Consider the following 15,142-nt stretch of genomic DNA (forward strand, 5'->3'; position numbering starts at 1 on the left):
CTCCTTCTTCGGTGAGATTTAGTGGTCGGGAAACCAACTTTATCTTACCATGAAGTGAGGCTTTTTTGTCCCACGCTGAAAGCTTTCCGGAACCCCTCGCATAGCAAGGGGTTTTCAAAAACATTAATAAAAAATAGTATTAGACTAGCTGTCTAATACTATTCATTGAACCTTATTCTGTTGCTTCCCGCTTTCTTTGCTTCCTAGTTAAATAAATTACCGCAGCGACAAATGATAATAGAATGATAATCATAGGAGCAACAAATCCCCAATTTATGCCTGTATTTTCTTCTACAATAAAGACATCAGCCGTCTCTCTTGCTAAGCCTAGCTTATATTCTCCATCATGTATTTCTCTTACAAGGTTATCACCTAGAAGACCCCTTAACTGTAAATCAGGAGCAAGATCTGTAATGGATACCGCTCTAGAGACACTATCATTGTTAATTGCAATATACATGGTTTCATCTTGATACGTGCGCTTCATAACACTCATTCCTTCATTCGAACCAACCAATTCAAAATCTCCATACTGTAGAGCAGGGAATGAATTTCGTAATGCTAGCGCCTTCGTATAAACTTCTTCAAGATCTGGTTCTCCACTATTAAAGTTTACTAAACTATGGATTTGTTCTATCCCCGCACCATACATCGGCACCTCAGAGCCTTGGAATAGTATAGGTACGCCCGGAGTAGTTAATAATGAAGCAAGTACAAGCTTCCATGTATTGATATCATTCCGCTTATTTTCAGCAGCAACCTGGGTAAAGCGGTTTAGTGTTTTATTATCTACATAAAGAAGACTGTTCTTACTTCCTATTTCTTCCCACTTCGTATAAATTTGTTCTACAGGATTATCCTCACGAGAAAACACATCCGCAATGGTTTGTGAAAGCGCTGGATTATCTACTGCGTCTATCGTTTGACTATTTGTGAGTTCTTCAGAAACGTCTTCCCCAAGTACATTGGCAATCATGTATATATTAGGGTTTTCTGCTTTTATTTCTGTTGTCAATGTTTCAAGAAATTCCGGCGATGCTTGGTCTGCAGCATGTAAAATGAACCCATCTACATTCCCTTCATTCATCCAAAACTTCGCTACATCAATTAGCATAGCTTGTACTTCCGGATTATCTTGATTTAAAACAGCAACATTTTCTAACCAAGGTTCCTTACTTGTTTCTATATCCGCTTGCTGTACAATCCAATCCTGTTTGTTTGGATCTGTGACTATTGGGTGACTATTTGCCACATAATTTATCACTAATTCTAACATTACTTTAATGTCACGATTATGTGCCTCTTGTACGAAAGCCTGGAATTCTTCCATTGTGCCAAATTGCGGTTCTACGGAATAGAAATCTTCAATCCAATACCCATGATAGCCATCTTTGGCATTCGCCATAATTGGTGATAGCGAGATGGCTGTGAATCCTAGTTTCTTTATATCATCTAGCTTCATCATGATCCCTTTAATATCTCCACCGTGATATGCTAATGGATCATCAATTCGTACTTGGTCACTAAATGCTTGATTCCCATTATTAAATCGGTCTACTAAAATATCATAAATGATTTCTTCTTGGATGCTATGTTCTTCCGCAAAGCTTACAGCTGGATATGTATGGAACAATACCAGTATTGCTATAAGCATACTTGCTATTTTTTTCATGTTATATTCCTCCAGCATTATTTCTTTCTAATCCATTATGACCTAGTTCACTATAACGTTAACATCGTCTATTAAGTTGTAAAAAAGACATTAGAAAAACTAACACATCCGCTCACGCTTTAACGAAAGTGTTAGTCTTTCGTATGCTGATGGGAAAGATTTTTATACTTTCCTACCTGCCAAAAAAAGATGTCTTAGAAGATCCATTGTCTCCTGAGACATCTCTTTCCGTTTTAATGAAATCCACCTGGTAAACGGAAAAATCCTAGGACTAATGTTATTAAAAATGATACTAGCAGTACAATCCAGCCAACTTTAGCAGAATCGCCATCTTTAATCTTACCTAATGTCATCTCCATCCCTGCTATTACCCCGATACCAGCAATTCCTTTTACAATTGCTTCAGCCATCAATGGACTACCATTCAGGTAATTCATGAGTAGGTCGCCACCAGAATAAAGAATGACTAGATAGTCTAAACGAAGAATCATGTGTACAATTTTAGCTGCTTTCTCGTTACCTTTTTTATGTAACACGATTGCTACAATTAACAGTATGAATGCCACTACCCAAGCCGTAACATGTAAATGTGTATTCATTCTTATCCTCCTAATTTTTAAACAAATCTATCGCAATTATATCTTATCACACCATATTAAGAAGTTCAGCTTATATGAAATATTTTTTATAAAGTTATTAAAAGAAATAGTAGATATAATCATTCATTTTATTGTATATTTATACTTGTAGATATAATTTTATAAACTTGTTAAATTATGGTACATTGCTAATATAGGAGGCGATTTTTTTATGACGAAAACGAGTGAATTAATTATTAATCAAACCGAAACATATGGCGCTAAGAACTACCATCCACTACCAGTGGTTGTTGCGAAAGCAGAAGGAGTATGGGTTGAGGACCCTGAAGGAAATCGTTATATGGATATGCTAAGTGCATACTCTGCTGTTAACCAAGGGCACCGCCACCCTAAGATTATTGATGCTTTAGTAGAGCAAGCTGGAAGAGTAACCCTTACTTCTCGAGCGTTCCATAATGATCAGCTCGGTCCATGGTATGAAAAAATTTGCAAGCTAACCAATAAGAATATGGCACTTCCGATGAATACTGGAGCAGAAGCAGTTGAAACTGCTGTGAAAGCAGCACGTCGTTGGGCATATGAAGTAAAAGGTGTAGAAGAAAACAAGGCAGAAATCATCGCATGTGAAGGTAACTTCCATGGACGTACCATGCTTGCTGTTTCCTTATCATCTGAAGCAGAATATAAGCGTGGCTTTGGGCCAATGCTACCTGGTATTAAATTAATTCCTTATGGAGACATTGACGCTCTTAAAGCTGCCATTAATGAAAATACAGCTGGTTTTCTCTTTGAACCTATCCAAGGCGAAGCAGGAATTGTTATTCCACCAGAAGGATTCTTAAAGGAAGCATATGAGGTATGTAAAGAAAATAATGTTCTATATATTGCCGACGAAATCCAAGCTGGCTTAGCACGTACAGGTAAAATGTTCGCATGTGATTGGGAAGAGGTAGAACCTGATATGCTTATCCTAGGGAAAGCATTAGGTGGAGGCGTTATGCCGATTTCATGTGTTGTTGCTAATAGTGACATCTTAGGCGTATTTAATCCAGGCTCACACGGTTCCACATTTGGTGGTAATCCATTAGCTTGTGCCGTATCTTTAGCTTCGCTTGAAGTGCTAGAGGACGAGAAGTTAGCAGAGCGTTCTTTAGAACTTGGAGAATATATGATGCAGGAATTACGTACCATCGACAATCCAAAAATAAAAGAAGTACGCGGAAAAGGTCTGTTCATTGGTGTTGAGCTAACTGAATCTGCACGACCATATTGTGAAGCATTAAAAGCTAAAGGTTTACTATGTAAAGAAACACATGAAAATGTAATCCGATTTGCACCACCACTTGTTATTGAAAAAGAAGATTTAGATTGGGCGCTGGAACATATTAAGGAAGTATTAAAAGGATAATCATTTCGTACACGGATATAACGAAATATTAGACATATAACCGAATGATGCACGATACTAGCCCCGGAAAAATCGGGGTGCTTCAAGCTTGTGCTACTCATTCGGTTATTCTTTTACCTTATCCATTTGTGCCTTATGCTCCATCTCGTTTTACGTGTAATAATAGTTATTATGCTACACTTTCAGATCTCCCATTGTTTCAGACCATTCTCCACTGCCACAACCTACAAATTAAGACAATCCCTTCTTTCAACAATTCCGTTCCTTTACATAAACTATCTAAGAGGAGGATTCATATGCCAGCAAAAGTAGGTGCAGTAAAAGTAAACAATGTATCGTCATCTAGTATTTTTAATATTGGGGACGTGTATGCGATGAATCCGGTAAGTAGCGCGAAGACTTATGCTGGTGGAGGATCTTTTAATACTGGAGATGGCTTACGAATTAATTTAAGCCAATCCAATACCTATGTCTATGATAAAGATTTTATTGATCAGCCAACTGCTTAACATACTGGAGTGAATATCCATGAACATTACCGTTCATCAATCGATTCATATTAATCTATTAAAAGTCGGTTCGATTACAAACTCCTCCGTATTACAAATAGGTAGTACCGGGGCAATACAAGCGAAATCAGAGTTATATAATACAGGGGGATTTACTGAATTCGCTGAAGAAGCAGAAGCACAGGATCCGATTAGTCCACTAGTGCAACTTAGCCCACTGAATCCTATCACATAATTCCCCTTACCGCATAGGATATTCATAGGTATTAGCCTAAAACGAGAACAAACAACAGCCTTAGGTAGTTTGTCAGGTAAGGGGAATGACTATGAATATGTATGATTGGAATAAATACATCTATGAAATACAGCAAGCTACATCCAAGCAAAGCGAACAAATTAGATTACTTGAAGAAAGAATAGCTATTTTAGAAAAGCAAATTCAAGAAAATTCTAAGCCAACTGTTGATAAAATAGAGTACCATTTTGATCAGCTTAAAATAGAACGATTAGACGGAACACTGCACATTGGGCTTTCCCCGAATGAATTAGCTAACATAGATGACTTAGGGATTCCAACTATGCAAATGTCCAATGTTCAGCAACATCCACCATCAACACTAAACAAAAACCTTATTCCTACCTTGAATAATTTTGTGAATCAACAAGGGCCAGAAATGATTCGTAGCCTGTCGCAAAAATACAATAAACCGATTGATAAGAAATTAGAAGGTGACATGATTCATGATATTTTAGGTCAAATTCCGAACCGAATCGCCTTCTATGAAAAAGAAGCGAGAGAAAAACATCAATTCACCACCAAACCAGAATTGGAAAGTTTTATCGTGGATCACATAAAAAAAGAAATCTTCCATTCATTACAACGCTTTATGGAAACGACGGATAATGAAGAAGGAGAGTCTACATGAATATAGAAGTGCATAATTGGGGGTTAACAGTAGGAGATGTTGCAATTGAAGCAGTTGCTTCTTCCTCTGTATTTTTAATCGGTGATAATGAAACAATTAAATTGTCCTCCTTTTATGATACGCCACCAGAGTCTTATATCGTTGGTACGATTGTTCCACTATCCCCTGTTTGAGGTGAGAATATGCAACATCGATATGTTCAGGTTTTAAATACAGCGGTTAATTCTATAGCGTTTAGTTCTATCTTCAATATTGGGGATACCGTACATTTTAATCCAACTTTCAATGGTATTGCCGTACAACGTGAAGGTACCGCTTGGAATGATGATTATGACTTAGAGTTTGAAGACTTCTCACTTTTCCAACGAGAAGCGAATTGGATAGAAGAAGAATTACCTGTTGTGTTGCATCGTTATCATCGAAATGGACAGATTAATATAGGTGGCGTTTCGATTACCGGGGTGAGTGAATCTTCCTCTGTGCATATTGGAGGATTACAGCATATTAATGCAGAGGCTAGAATTAAACATATTCGCAAACTAAAAGATTAAAAAAGTACTAAACTTACACACAGGTTCCTAGAAAGCAACATACTGTAAAGTAAACTCTTATTTTAGTAGGTGTTTTGCATGCCATCAATCGTCGGACCAGTTAAAATTAATAGTGTTGGGGGTGGCGTTGTCAATTTTGGTGATTCTTTTTATCTTTCACCAAAGAGCTCGTCTAAAACGGTGACTGGTGCTGGCTCTATCAACACTGGAGACTTTATTAACACAAATACTGGAGGAAATCTGACCAATCACTTTGATCCAGATATAAATGACCAAAACCTAACAGCCAATGCCTAAGTCACGTCAGCTTGCTCGGGTAACTTTTTCTACTTGTAAAAAAAAGCTCGTGTCGCCAGGATGATGTTACTCCTTTAGCGACACGAATCTTTATTTAGGTACTTTTACTAATAGTTGCTTAGAGAAGAAGTAGAGATAGGTTTCTTGTACTGGTGCTCTCCAAATCGTTTCTAACGCATGGCGATATAGTGTTAGCTGAACTTTATAACGATTGATAAGCATAGAAATCAGCTCCTCATTAACTTCTTCCGTTATATGGTCTGTCTTATAATCTAAAATAATCCAACCACCTTCTGTAGGAACAACCGCATCAAATACACCTTGAACAAGGACCTGCTCATTCGTATTACTCTCCCAGCTTGCATACACTTCTTTGGCTGGAAGTGTAATCGTAAATGGAACCTCACGATAAATCTTATCTGCTTCCATCATAAGGTAAGCAATCTCCGTGTCAAAGAATCTATCTACTGCATCAATATCAACAGAATCCGCTTCTTCTCTTCGTAAGATCTCTCGAATAACTAATCCTTCGACATATTCGTTTATTTCCGTTTTGCTCATTTTTTTATATAGAGGAAGGTGTTGCATGACCGTATGCATAACCGTTCCCTTCTCTGCTGCGGATAGTTTTTTTTCCTTTTGCATAAAGATTGGTTTTTTAGCGATTGGCGTTTTAAACGGTCTTACTAGCTGTGTGGCACTAAATTCATCTTTTATTTCACGTTGTCGCTTAATTTCTGTAACACTTTGCTTCGCTCGTGAATAGGCTGCTTCCTCATAAGGATATCGATAGGAAAGACGCTCCACAACGAAACGGTCTAAGTCTGGTTCAACGATTTCAATTGGTTGCCATGTTTTTATTTTTTCTTTAAGCTGTAAATCGTCCTCCAGCGATTCCTCATCTAAATTAGTTAATTCACTACCATGGATAATGGTAATGTCCCACGCAGAAGGATCCACTCGAATTTCTTCCAATATAACATCCTGGATTTCTTCTGTACGCAATGCCTCTGTTTGATGGTGGCGAATTAATGCTGGACCTACCCAGTCTAAATAGGAGAGAGAACCAATCCGAAAATGCGCTGGCAATATCCATTCCGAATGCTCGATAACCGACTCCCATTTCTCCTGTTTCTTTTCCAATGAAGCAACATTTCCAACCATGACAAGCTTTTCTCTTGCTCGTGTTAAGGCCACATAAAGCACACGCATTTCTTCCGCTAACAGCTCTCTTCTTTTCTCTTCCTTAATAGCATGATAAAACAGCGTTGGGTACGTGATCCGCTTCACCGGGTCAATATATTTCGTTGCAAACCCTAAATCTTTATGAAGTAAATAATTCTGACGTAAATCCATCATATTAAATTGCTTATCCATTGCTCCCACAATCACGACTGGGAACTCCAACCCTTTGCTTTTATGAATAGTCATAATCCGAACGACATCTTCTTGCTCACTTAATGCTCTAGCAGCACCTAGGTCATCCCCTTTTTCTTCCATTCTTTCGATAAAACGAAGAAATCGGAATAGCCCGCGGAATGACGTCGTTTCATAGCCCCTTGCCCTATCATACAAAGCTCTTAAGTTAGCTTGGCGTTGTCGACCACCTGGCATTCCACCGACAAAATCGAAAAAGCCTGTTTCCCGATAAATTTGCCATATTAATTCTGACAAGGCTCCTTGCCTTGCTGCAAGACGGAATCGCTCCAGCAGCTCCATGAAACGATTCAATTTAGCCGAAATCGCATCATCATGATTCTTACGATAGTTTTCTACCGCTTCAAAATACGTATTACGTGGGTCGGCTAAGCGAATTTTAGCAAGTTCATTCTCATTGAACCCTAGTATTGGTGATTTCAGCACCGACGCAAGTGGAATATCCTGTCTTGGGTTATCAATCACCTTTAACAGATTCAACATAATTTTCACTTCTATAGCCTCAAAATATCCCGTTGATAGCTCCGCATAAACAGGAATTCCTTGCTTTTTCAATTCATCCACAATAGTTGGTGCCCAAGTCATGGAGCGGAGTAAAATCACGATATCCCGATATTGAACATCCCGTAATGTTTCACTCGCCTTGTCTACCACTTGTAGTGGTGCTTTGTCTTCAGTTCCTATCCATTGTTTAATTTTCATCGCGTAGGCTCTTGCCTCTAGCTGAGCATACTCAAGATCTTGATAGTTTTCATCCCCTACTTCTCCCTCATCTTCTATCACCTTTTTGTCTTCAGGCTGTTGACGATCGATGATCATTAGTTCCGGATTAGGCTCACTTATCGGTAGAGAATCGTACATTTTATTAGCATAGATTAATTCCGCATCCTCGTCATAATTGATTTCACCAAGCTGTTCATCAAGAATTTGTCTAAAAATATAATTCGCTCCAATTAAAACAAGCTCTCGACTTCTAAAATTACTAGCTAAATCAATTCTTGTAGCAGGGTTATCTGCATTAGCGAATCGTTTATATTTTTCAATGAAAAGGGATGGCTCCGCATGTCTAAATCGGTAAATACTTTGTTTCACATCTCCTACCATAAACATATTACCCGGACCAACTTGGTCACTGATTAACGTTAGAATGGTCTCTTGTACTAGGTTGGTATCCTGATATTCATCCACTAAAAGCTCACTGAATTGCTTCTGTAAGTTTACAGCTACATTTGAAGGCTTGGGCTCTTCCATTGTAGACGACTCATCCATTAGTAGTCGTAAGCATAAATGTTCTAAATCAGAAAAATCTACAACCGCCTTCTCGCGCTTTGCTACAGCAAATCGATTCATAAAATCCTTCACGATATCTGTCAAAGCTCGGATCACAGGTGCTAAGTCCCGCATGTCTTTTACATGGGAGGTAAGATTTCTACTAAACCAATTGGCTTTCATCTTTTCCCATTGTTTTTTATAGCTATTCCGTAACTTTTGAACACTATTTTTTAGATCTTCATTAAAATCCTTATTTCGATTCGCTTTTAACCCGCCGAAGCGCTTTTCTTGCATATACGCATGTAATTCATCCCAGTTGTCTATCCGAGCTACAGCATGTTGAAGCATGTCAAGATCAGCAAGAATCGCTTCCTCGTAATGATAAGGCCCATCGCTTTTTCTCGTAAGCTTCAGGGCATGATTCATTTCCTGTTCCATTCCACTAAACTTATCACGAATTTCTCGCTTTATAATCTCAAGCCAAGGCAGCTCATCCTCAGCCCAGTCTTCTGGTACTTCATACACTGCTGTAAGATTATCTAACCATGCTTCAGGCCAAGGATTTTGTATAGCAAAGTTATATAGTGCTAGTACTAATTTTTCTACGTCGACATCATTACGATCCCCAGAAAATCGTTCGACTACCTGGAAAAACTTCTCTTGGTCTACGCCTTCTCTTCCATACCAATCCTCAAATAAATCCTCCAGAACATCTTGTTGCATTAAATCAGCTTCCATATCATTAGCAATTCGGAAACTAGGATCGATATCAATTAAATACGCATACTGCTTTACAATATCCAAGCAAAAAGAGTGTAGTGTTGAAATGGATGCACGTTGTAATAATGACAACTGCTTTTTCAAATGATTCGAAGATGGATCCTGTTCCAACGCTTTCTCTAGTGCAAGTCCAACCCTATTTCGCATCTCTTGGGCAGCAGCATTCGTAAAAGTAACAACAAGAAGGGAATCAATATCAACTGGATTTTCCTTTTTCAATAACTTTTGAATGATCCGTTCAACAAGTACAGCTGTTTTTCCAGATCCAGCAGCTGCAGCAACTAATACATCATTCCCCTCTGTATAGATCGCTGCCTCTTGTTCCTTTGTCCAACTAACCATTGATATCTCCCTCCTCACTTCTAAGTTTTTCTAATACTTCATCCTCTTTCAATTCAGATAATCTTCTAAAGTTATTCGTTTCTAATGAAGCATCAAATTGACAAACCGATAAGAAAGGACAATACGTACAAGCAACCTTTTGCTTACGTTGATATGGGTTTAAGTGGACAGCCCCTCCGGTAATATCAATTCCAGCTTTATACATTAATCGATGAATATGTTCCTGCAGAGTAGAAAACGTTTCCTGACCTGCTACTTTAGAATTTGCCGTAAAGCTTCCATCTTTCTTTAGTTTAGCTGGAATAATATCACTACCAGATTCCATAGAGGTATCCATCATTTGCACTACACGGTCATTATTAATGAGTAGTCCCTTCATTTTGTATCGTTTAAAAATCTCCTCTTCCAAATCCTCATCAGACATCCTAGTATTACCAGATATCATAGGATTGTGAACATGGAAATACAATACCCCAGCAGGTGTCGCTTTTTTCCCTAGCCATTGTTCCGACTGAGATAATACAACATCTAAGTAGGTCAGCATCTGCAGCGCAATTCCATAATATACATCGACCATATCAAGCCCACGACTGCTTGATTTATAATCTATAATTCTCAAATATAAATCTTCTTGATCTATCGCCTTATCTACTCGGTCAATACGTCCTCGCAATTTAATTTCATATCCATTTGGTAATCGTAACGATACTGGGTTAAGCTTGTCCCCTTTTGATCCAAAACCTAGTTCTAACCCTACAGGTGAAAACTTACTTAATCTTGCTTGCTCACTAAGCACATATGCTGCTCGAGCAATCGTCTGTTGAAGCTTACGTTGGATATATTGATATCGATTCGTACTGTGTAAAATTTGATGCTGTAATATTGGTGCTAGTCTGTTTACTGCTCGTTCTGCATAAGCATCAGCTTCCTTTTTCGTTAGATGAGCAAAGTCTCTGCCTTCTTCTGTAATCCATTCCGTAATAATCTTCAGCGCTTCATGGAATAGATTCCCGATATCAGGCGCATCCAATTTATAAGTTTTCCGTTCATTCAAGCCTAGACTATATTGAGCAAAATGCTTATAAGAGCAATTAAAATACGTTTCTAGCCTAGATACACTTGCTGTTAATTGCTTCGGATAGAGCTGTTTTACCGTCTCTTCTTCCATATCTGTTGGCGTATTTTCATAGTATAAGCTTTGTAAAACACGATAAGTCGTATCATATTTTTTATGATTCGTCATATACCAATTTAAGACATGCCACCATACTGGTTTGATTGGATAACCTTTTCTACTTCTTGCCAGCTGCGCCGTAAGTGCAGACCTTGTTTTAACAGGGGTTGTTATAAATCGATCTGCTTCCAACAATTCATCAGGATCTTGTAGTAGGATATGCTCCTTACACGCTGGGAACATACTCTCTATTCGCTTAATCAGCTGGGATGGCATCTTTGTTTTACCTTGTTCGTCACTTAATGGATAGCTTATCCACAAATAATCTGAAGCAGCTGTAAATGCTAGATACATATAAAACCAATCATCTAAAAGCTGTCTTTTACTCGTATCGGCTAATTTCATTCCATTAAAGGCTAATAATTCTCGCTCACTTTCACTTATCATGCCATCAGCTGGTGGTTTAAGTGGCCAAACGCCATCATTAACCCCTACTAGGAATGAACACTTTATACCACTAATACGAGAGCGGTCAATAGTCCCTACTATTACATGATCGATGCTTGGTGGTACATGGGAGAATTTCAACGTTTCAAACCCTGCATCCAACGTTGTCCGAAATACCGGTAACGTCATCTCCTCATCTCCGGCCATTTCTACCATTTCATCAAACAAATGAATGAAGGCGTCCCACACCTGTTCTTGTTCACGACCTTTGGATAGCTGACCATTTTCATCATAAATTTGACGCATTTCCTCTAACGTTTGAGTTGCACCGATTTTTTCTAATAATGTAAAGGTAATAAAACAAAGCTCCCGAATCGTAGTTGCACTACGAATTTGCTCATCAAAAGCTCCTATTGCCCGAACAACCTGATTTCGATAATGATTAATTCGTGTTTGCATTTCTATTTCTGCATCTGTTTGAGCGACACGATTAAACCCACGGAATCGTTGGAAAATCCAATCCTTTTCACTTAACCACTGCTTTCTCGAACGGATACCATATTCAATAACATAATTCTCTAATTCATCAATCGCATCATTGGTTAACGGATATTCCTCATCTGATGCTGGTATAAATCCCGTTTTCAGCATGCGAAATACAGCATCATAACGCCAATTCGCATCGACCACTTCTAGTGCAGAACGAATAAACTCAATTAAAGCATGATTTAGCATACTTCGCTTTTCATCAATAAATACTGGAATATTATAGTCTTCAAAAATCGTTCCAATGATATCCTGGTATGTTTCAGTTTGGCGGATCAGCACCGCTATATCACGATAACGATAATTTTCCTCACGCACTAATCGTAATATTTCCTGTGCTACCCCTTCTATTTCAGCACGTGGATGCACCGCTTCAGCAATTTGAATCGGAGCCTTCCCATCATACTTTGGTGCAGGTCGAACATCAAAGTTTGCCTCCAAATGTGCAAAATATGGCTTGTCATAAAAAATACCATCTAGCGGATTTAGCATTATACTATTTTCAACCTTAATTTGATTCGCTTCCGCCATCTGTTTTAAGACTTGATACGTTTCTTTCGTTTGATAAAACAAATCCATATCAGATATATTAGGATTCTCTGCATCATCAACAGTCAATGCAACGGTTATCTGTTCGCATTTCGTTAAAAGTGTTTCTACGACGACTAGTTCTTTCGGGGTAAAACGGTGAAACCCTTCAAAATAAATCTCCGCTCCTTCTAAACTCTTTGCTTCTTTAATTTTTTCCGCCAGTAATGTTAATTGATCCTCACTATCAATATAATTATTGGCTAAAGCCTGTCCTAACTCTTTATAAATATAATGCAAATCATCTAGCTTATTTACCAGTGCTCTTTCCCCTGGTTCTTTATGAGCATACTGATTAATTTGATATTTATGTGCTAATAATGTATCTGGGGTAATCTCGTAACGTTTAAATTCGGTTATCATTTTTTCCAATTGGGTTAAAAATCCTTGTTTCTCAACCGCTTTTTGGAATACGTTCCATTCCCCTTCTTTTTCTTCTATAATTTTACGGAGCATCATCTGTATTCCAACAGAACTAATGAATTGTCTTGTTGCTCCCCCTGTTTCCTGCAGGATTAGCCACGCTAATCGAGAAAAGCTTGTAACCTGTGTACGTGCACTACCTTGAAACGATTCATCTCGGAATAATGCATACTCCTGCTCAAAGGTCATTTGGTCCGGAACAATATAAAATATTGGCGGACCTTGTGGATTAGCGATCGATTTTTCTTTTATTTCTTCAAATGCTATCTCACTTTTGTTCGTGCCTGATCTCCCTAATATAAAGCGTAGTCCCACAAATAATACCCCCTTTAACATCTAATGAAAAAAACCTCTGCTTTATATTATTCCATACAGAAGTTTTGTTTTTTTATTGCTATTTAACTTCTTCCGAATCGGCGGCTACCTCTTCTTGCTTCGATTTTTGATGTAGCTTCTTCTCAATAAGCTTTCCAACAATCCAGAATAAAACAATGCAAGCACCTACAATGATGGTTTTCATTGGGTTTTGGGCAAATGACACGATACTTGAACCAATATAGGAAATAGAGAATATCATGACAGATTTACCAAGTAATACCGCTAATATAAACTGGTACACATTAATATTAGATAACCCTGCAACAACATTGATTACGGACGATGGTGAAAATGGGAAGCACATTAGTAGAAACAATGGGCCAAATCCGTGTCTCTCTAACCAGTTTGTTACCTTTTGGACTTGTTTATTTTTACGTACTGAGACAAAGATTTTCTTATCACCGAGTTTCCGTATGATTAAAAATAACATAATCGAACCTAAACTAGATCCTGCCCAAGATAAAAGAAATCCTTCCAGTAATCCATAGGCAGCAGCGTTTGCCATTACAAAAACTACTAGAGGCAAAAAAGGAAGAAATGCTTCAATAAATGGAAGCAATATTCCTGGTAATGGGCCCAAGCTTTCATAACTTTGAAGCAGTTCCATTATATATTGATCTAATTCGTCATTTTGTAAAGCGATTTTCCAGTCCTTTATGATACTGTATAAATTCATCTAGTAAGACTCCCTATCCAAAACCTAAATGTACAACTTTATTGTAATGTAAATTTCATTTTATGAAAAGTTTAACGAAAGATAGATTCTTTCTAACTAACGCCATTATAAGTATAGCCTCACCCTTCCCGATATTTACCAATTAAAATTTTTAACCTTTATAGTGTATTTTTTTAATACATTGGCGTATAATAGGAACAAACGTTCTTATTCGGAGGGAGATTTATGCGCTATCTAACAGATGAAGAATTACAAATCGCTTCACGCTTTCTTTTTCTTTCGATGGCAATTGTCGTAATTCAGCAGGATATTCAGCACATCCAAAAGGGTGCCTTCAAAATAAAAGAACCATATATACAGCTCTTAGAAAAGATGAATGCAAATGCACTTGACGAACGTAGACAATTACGGAGAAAAATGGAAGCGAAAAAGCTCCAAGTAATGCTAATTAATAAAAATGACTCTTTTTCCTCCTATCTCTTTTTATGTAGAGGAAAAGAAGAAAAGCGAAATTACTTTAACCCGGCTATACGAAAAAAAGTTGAGGAAATTGTACAGGACATTATGTTGAAGGCTTTGGCCGAGGGCCAGTCTTATGCAGCTGCAAATGCTTGATTCGGTTGTCTAATTGATACCGAAATTGTGCCGTACGATGAATTTGATTCATGACGGAGCCATAAGAAGCATCAAGACTCAGTTTTTTCCCATTTTTAAACACGATATCAGTTTTATCCCTTGTACGTGTTACATAATCAATATGGGAATGGGCAATCCACGAGCATTTTGCATTGGTGGGTGATGTCGTAGGAAAGAAGTACATGCCGCTAGAAGGATCGATTGAAATTGGCGCTTTATGTGTTATACCACAAATATCTCTAGTTCCATCCTGTCTGCCTTTGAGACTTGAGCCAAAGAATCGGCAAGCATAATCGATAAGCTTACTTGGGGATTGTTTCACCGTATATTCCGTTTCTTCCTCAAGAACATAGGTACGAACATTTCCAGCTTCATCCTGCTTAGCAACAACCGCTAAGGTTAATGGAGTAATTTCATGTAATGGGGAATACAATTCTTCCATATTCATTATTTAATCATCCTTTCATATTTAGATGAAAGG

Annotated in this window: 14 protein-coding genes; 8 read left to right on the forward strand and 6 right to left on the reverse strand. The window is 38.0% G+C overall.

The window, feature by feature from the left end:
* Positions 1-172: 172 nt before the first annotated feature.
* Together AAIB49_RS11380 and AAIB49_RS11385 are read right to left on the reverse strand one after the other, a co-directional pair.
* Positions 173-1,672, reverse strand: coding sequence for an alpha-amylase family glycosyl hydrolase (locus AAIB49_RS11380; RefSeq protein ID WP_343458103.1), 1,500 nt, complete (start codon positions 1,670-1,672; stop codon positions 173-175).
* A 233-nt stretch (positions 1,673-1,905) separates the two neighbouring features.
* Entirely contained in the window at positions 1,906-2,271 is a 366-nt protein-coding gene (locus AAIB49_RS11385; protein WP_186869365.1) for a YisL family protein, read from the reverse strand.
* Positions 2,272-2,482: 211 nt separating this feature from the next.
* On the opposite strand from AAIB49_RS11385, the gene AAIB49_RS11390 reads away from it, so the two are divergent.
* The 7 genes from AAIB49_RS11390 to AAIB49_RS11420 all read left to right on the forward strand — a co-directional run bounded on the left by AAIB49_RS11390 (position 2,483) and on the right by AAIB49_RS11420 (position 5,962).
* Positions 2,483-3,679, forward strand: coding sequence for an ornithine--oxo-acid transaminase (locus tag AAIB49_RS11390; protein WP_343458104.1), 1,197 nt, complete (start codon positions 2,483-2,485; stop codon positions 3,677-3,679).
* A gap of 296 nt (positions 3,680-3,975) precedes the next feature.
* The gene (locus AAIB49_RS11395; protein WP_186869363.1) at positions 3,976-4,188 is read left to right on the forward strand and encodes a spore germination protein; all 213 of its coding nucleotides are present in this window, start codon (positions 3,976-3,978) and stop codon (positions 4,186-4,188) included.
* Between the two features lie 19 nt (positions 4,189-4,207).
* On the forward strand, positions 4,208-4,423 hold the full coding sequence (locus AAIB49_RS11400; protein WP_339215920.1) for a spore germination protein GerPB: 216 nt from the start codon (positions 4,208-4,210) through the stop codon (positions 4,421-4,423).
* 91 nt (positions 4,424-4,514) lie between these two features.
* A complete protein-coding gene (gerPC, locus tag AAIB49_RS11405; protein ID WP_343458105.1) occupies positions 4,515-5,114 on the forward strand; it encodes a spore germination protein GerPC in 600 nt (199 codons plus the stop codon).
* Positions 5,111-5,287 carry a spore gernimation protein GerPD gene (locus tag AAIB49_RS11410; RefSeq protein ID WP_343458106.1) on the forward strand — a complete coding sequence of 59 codons (177 nt, stop codon included), beginning with the start codon at positions 5,111-5,113 and terminating at the stop codon, positions 5,285-5,287. Before gerPC ends, AAIB49_RS11410 begins: the two co-directional genes overlap by 4 nt.
* A 9-nt stretch (positions 5,288-5,296) precedes the next feature.
* Complete coding sequence (locus AAIB49_RS11415; protein ID WP_343458107.1) at positions 5,297-5,665, forward strand: spore germination protein GerPE; 369 nt, start codon at positions 5,297-5,299, stop codon at positions 5,663-5,665.
* A gap of 78 nt (positions 5,666-5,743) precedes the next feature.
* Positions 5,744-5,962 (forward strand): spore germination protein, encoded by a 219-nt coding sequence (locus AAIB49_RS11420; RefSeq protein ID WP_343458108.1) that lies wholly within the window; start codon positions 5,744-5,746, stop codon positions 5,960-5,962.
* Positions 5,963-6,052: 90 nt separating this feature from the next.
* On the opposite strand, the gene addA is transcribed toward AAIB49_RS11420, so the two are convergent.
* From addA to AAIB49_RS11435, 3 genes are all read right to left on the reverse strand, one after another.
* A complete protein-coding gene (addA, locus tag AAIB49_RS11425) occupies positions 6,053-9,793 on the reverse strand; it encodes a helicase-exonuclease AddAB subunit AddA (protein ID WP_343458109.1) in 3,741 nt (1,246 codons plus the stop codon).
* Positions 9,786-13,286 (reverse strand): helicase-exonuclease AddAB subunit AddB, encoded by a 3,501-nt coding sequence (gene addB, locus AAIB49_RS11430; RefSeq protein ID WP_343458110.1) that lies wholly within the window; start codon positions 13,284-13,286, stop codon positions 9,786-9,788. Before addB ends, addA begins: the two co-directional genes overlap by 8 nt.
* Before the next feature lie 79 nt (positions 13,287-13,365).
* Positions 13,366-14,025: a TVP38/TMEM64 family protein gene (locus AAIB49_RS11435; RefSeq protein ID WP_343458111.1), complete on the reverse strand. Its 660-nt coding sequence runs from the start codon at positions 14,023-14,025 to the stop codon at positions 13,366-13,368.
* A gap of 225 nt (positions 14,026-14,250) precedes the next feature.
* Between AAIB49_RS11435 and AAIB49_RS11440 the strand changes: the two genes are divergently transcribed.
* Positions 14,251-14,640, forward strand: coding sequence for a YhjD family protein (locus AAIB49_RS11440; protein WP_339215934.1), 390 nt, complete (start codon positions 14,251-14,253; stop codon positions 14,638-14,640).
* Here the strand turns inward: AAIB49_RS11440 and AAIB49_RS11445 are convergent.
* Positions 14,588-15,109: a competence protein ComK gene (locus AAIB49_RS11445; RefSeq protein WP_339215936.1), complete on the reverse strand. Its 522-nt coding sequence runs from the start codon at positions 15,107-15,109 to the stop codon at positions 14,588-14,590. The genes AAIB49_RS11440 and AAIB49_RS11445 overlap by 53 nt on opposite strands.
* Positions 15,110-15,142 lie beyond the last annotated feature (33 nt).

Origin of the sequence: Ornithinibacillus proteolyticus (assembly GCF_039581225.1) — a bacterium.
GTDB classification, from domain to species: domain Bacteria; phylum Bacillota; class Bacilli; order Bacillales; family Amphibacillaceae; genus Ornithinibacillus; species Ornithinibacillus massiliensis.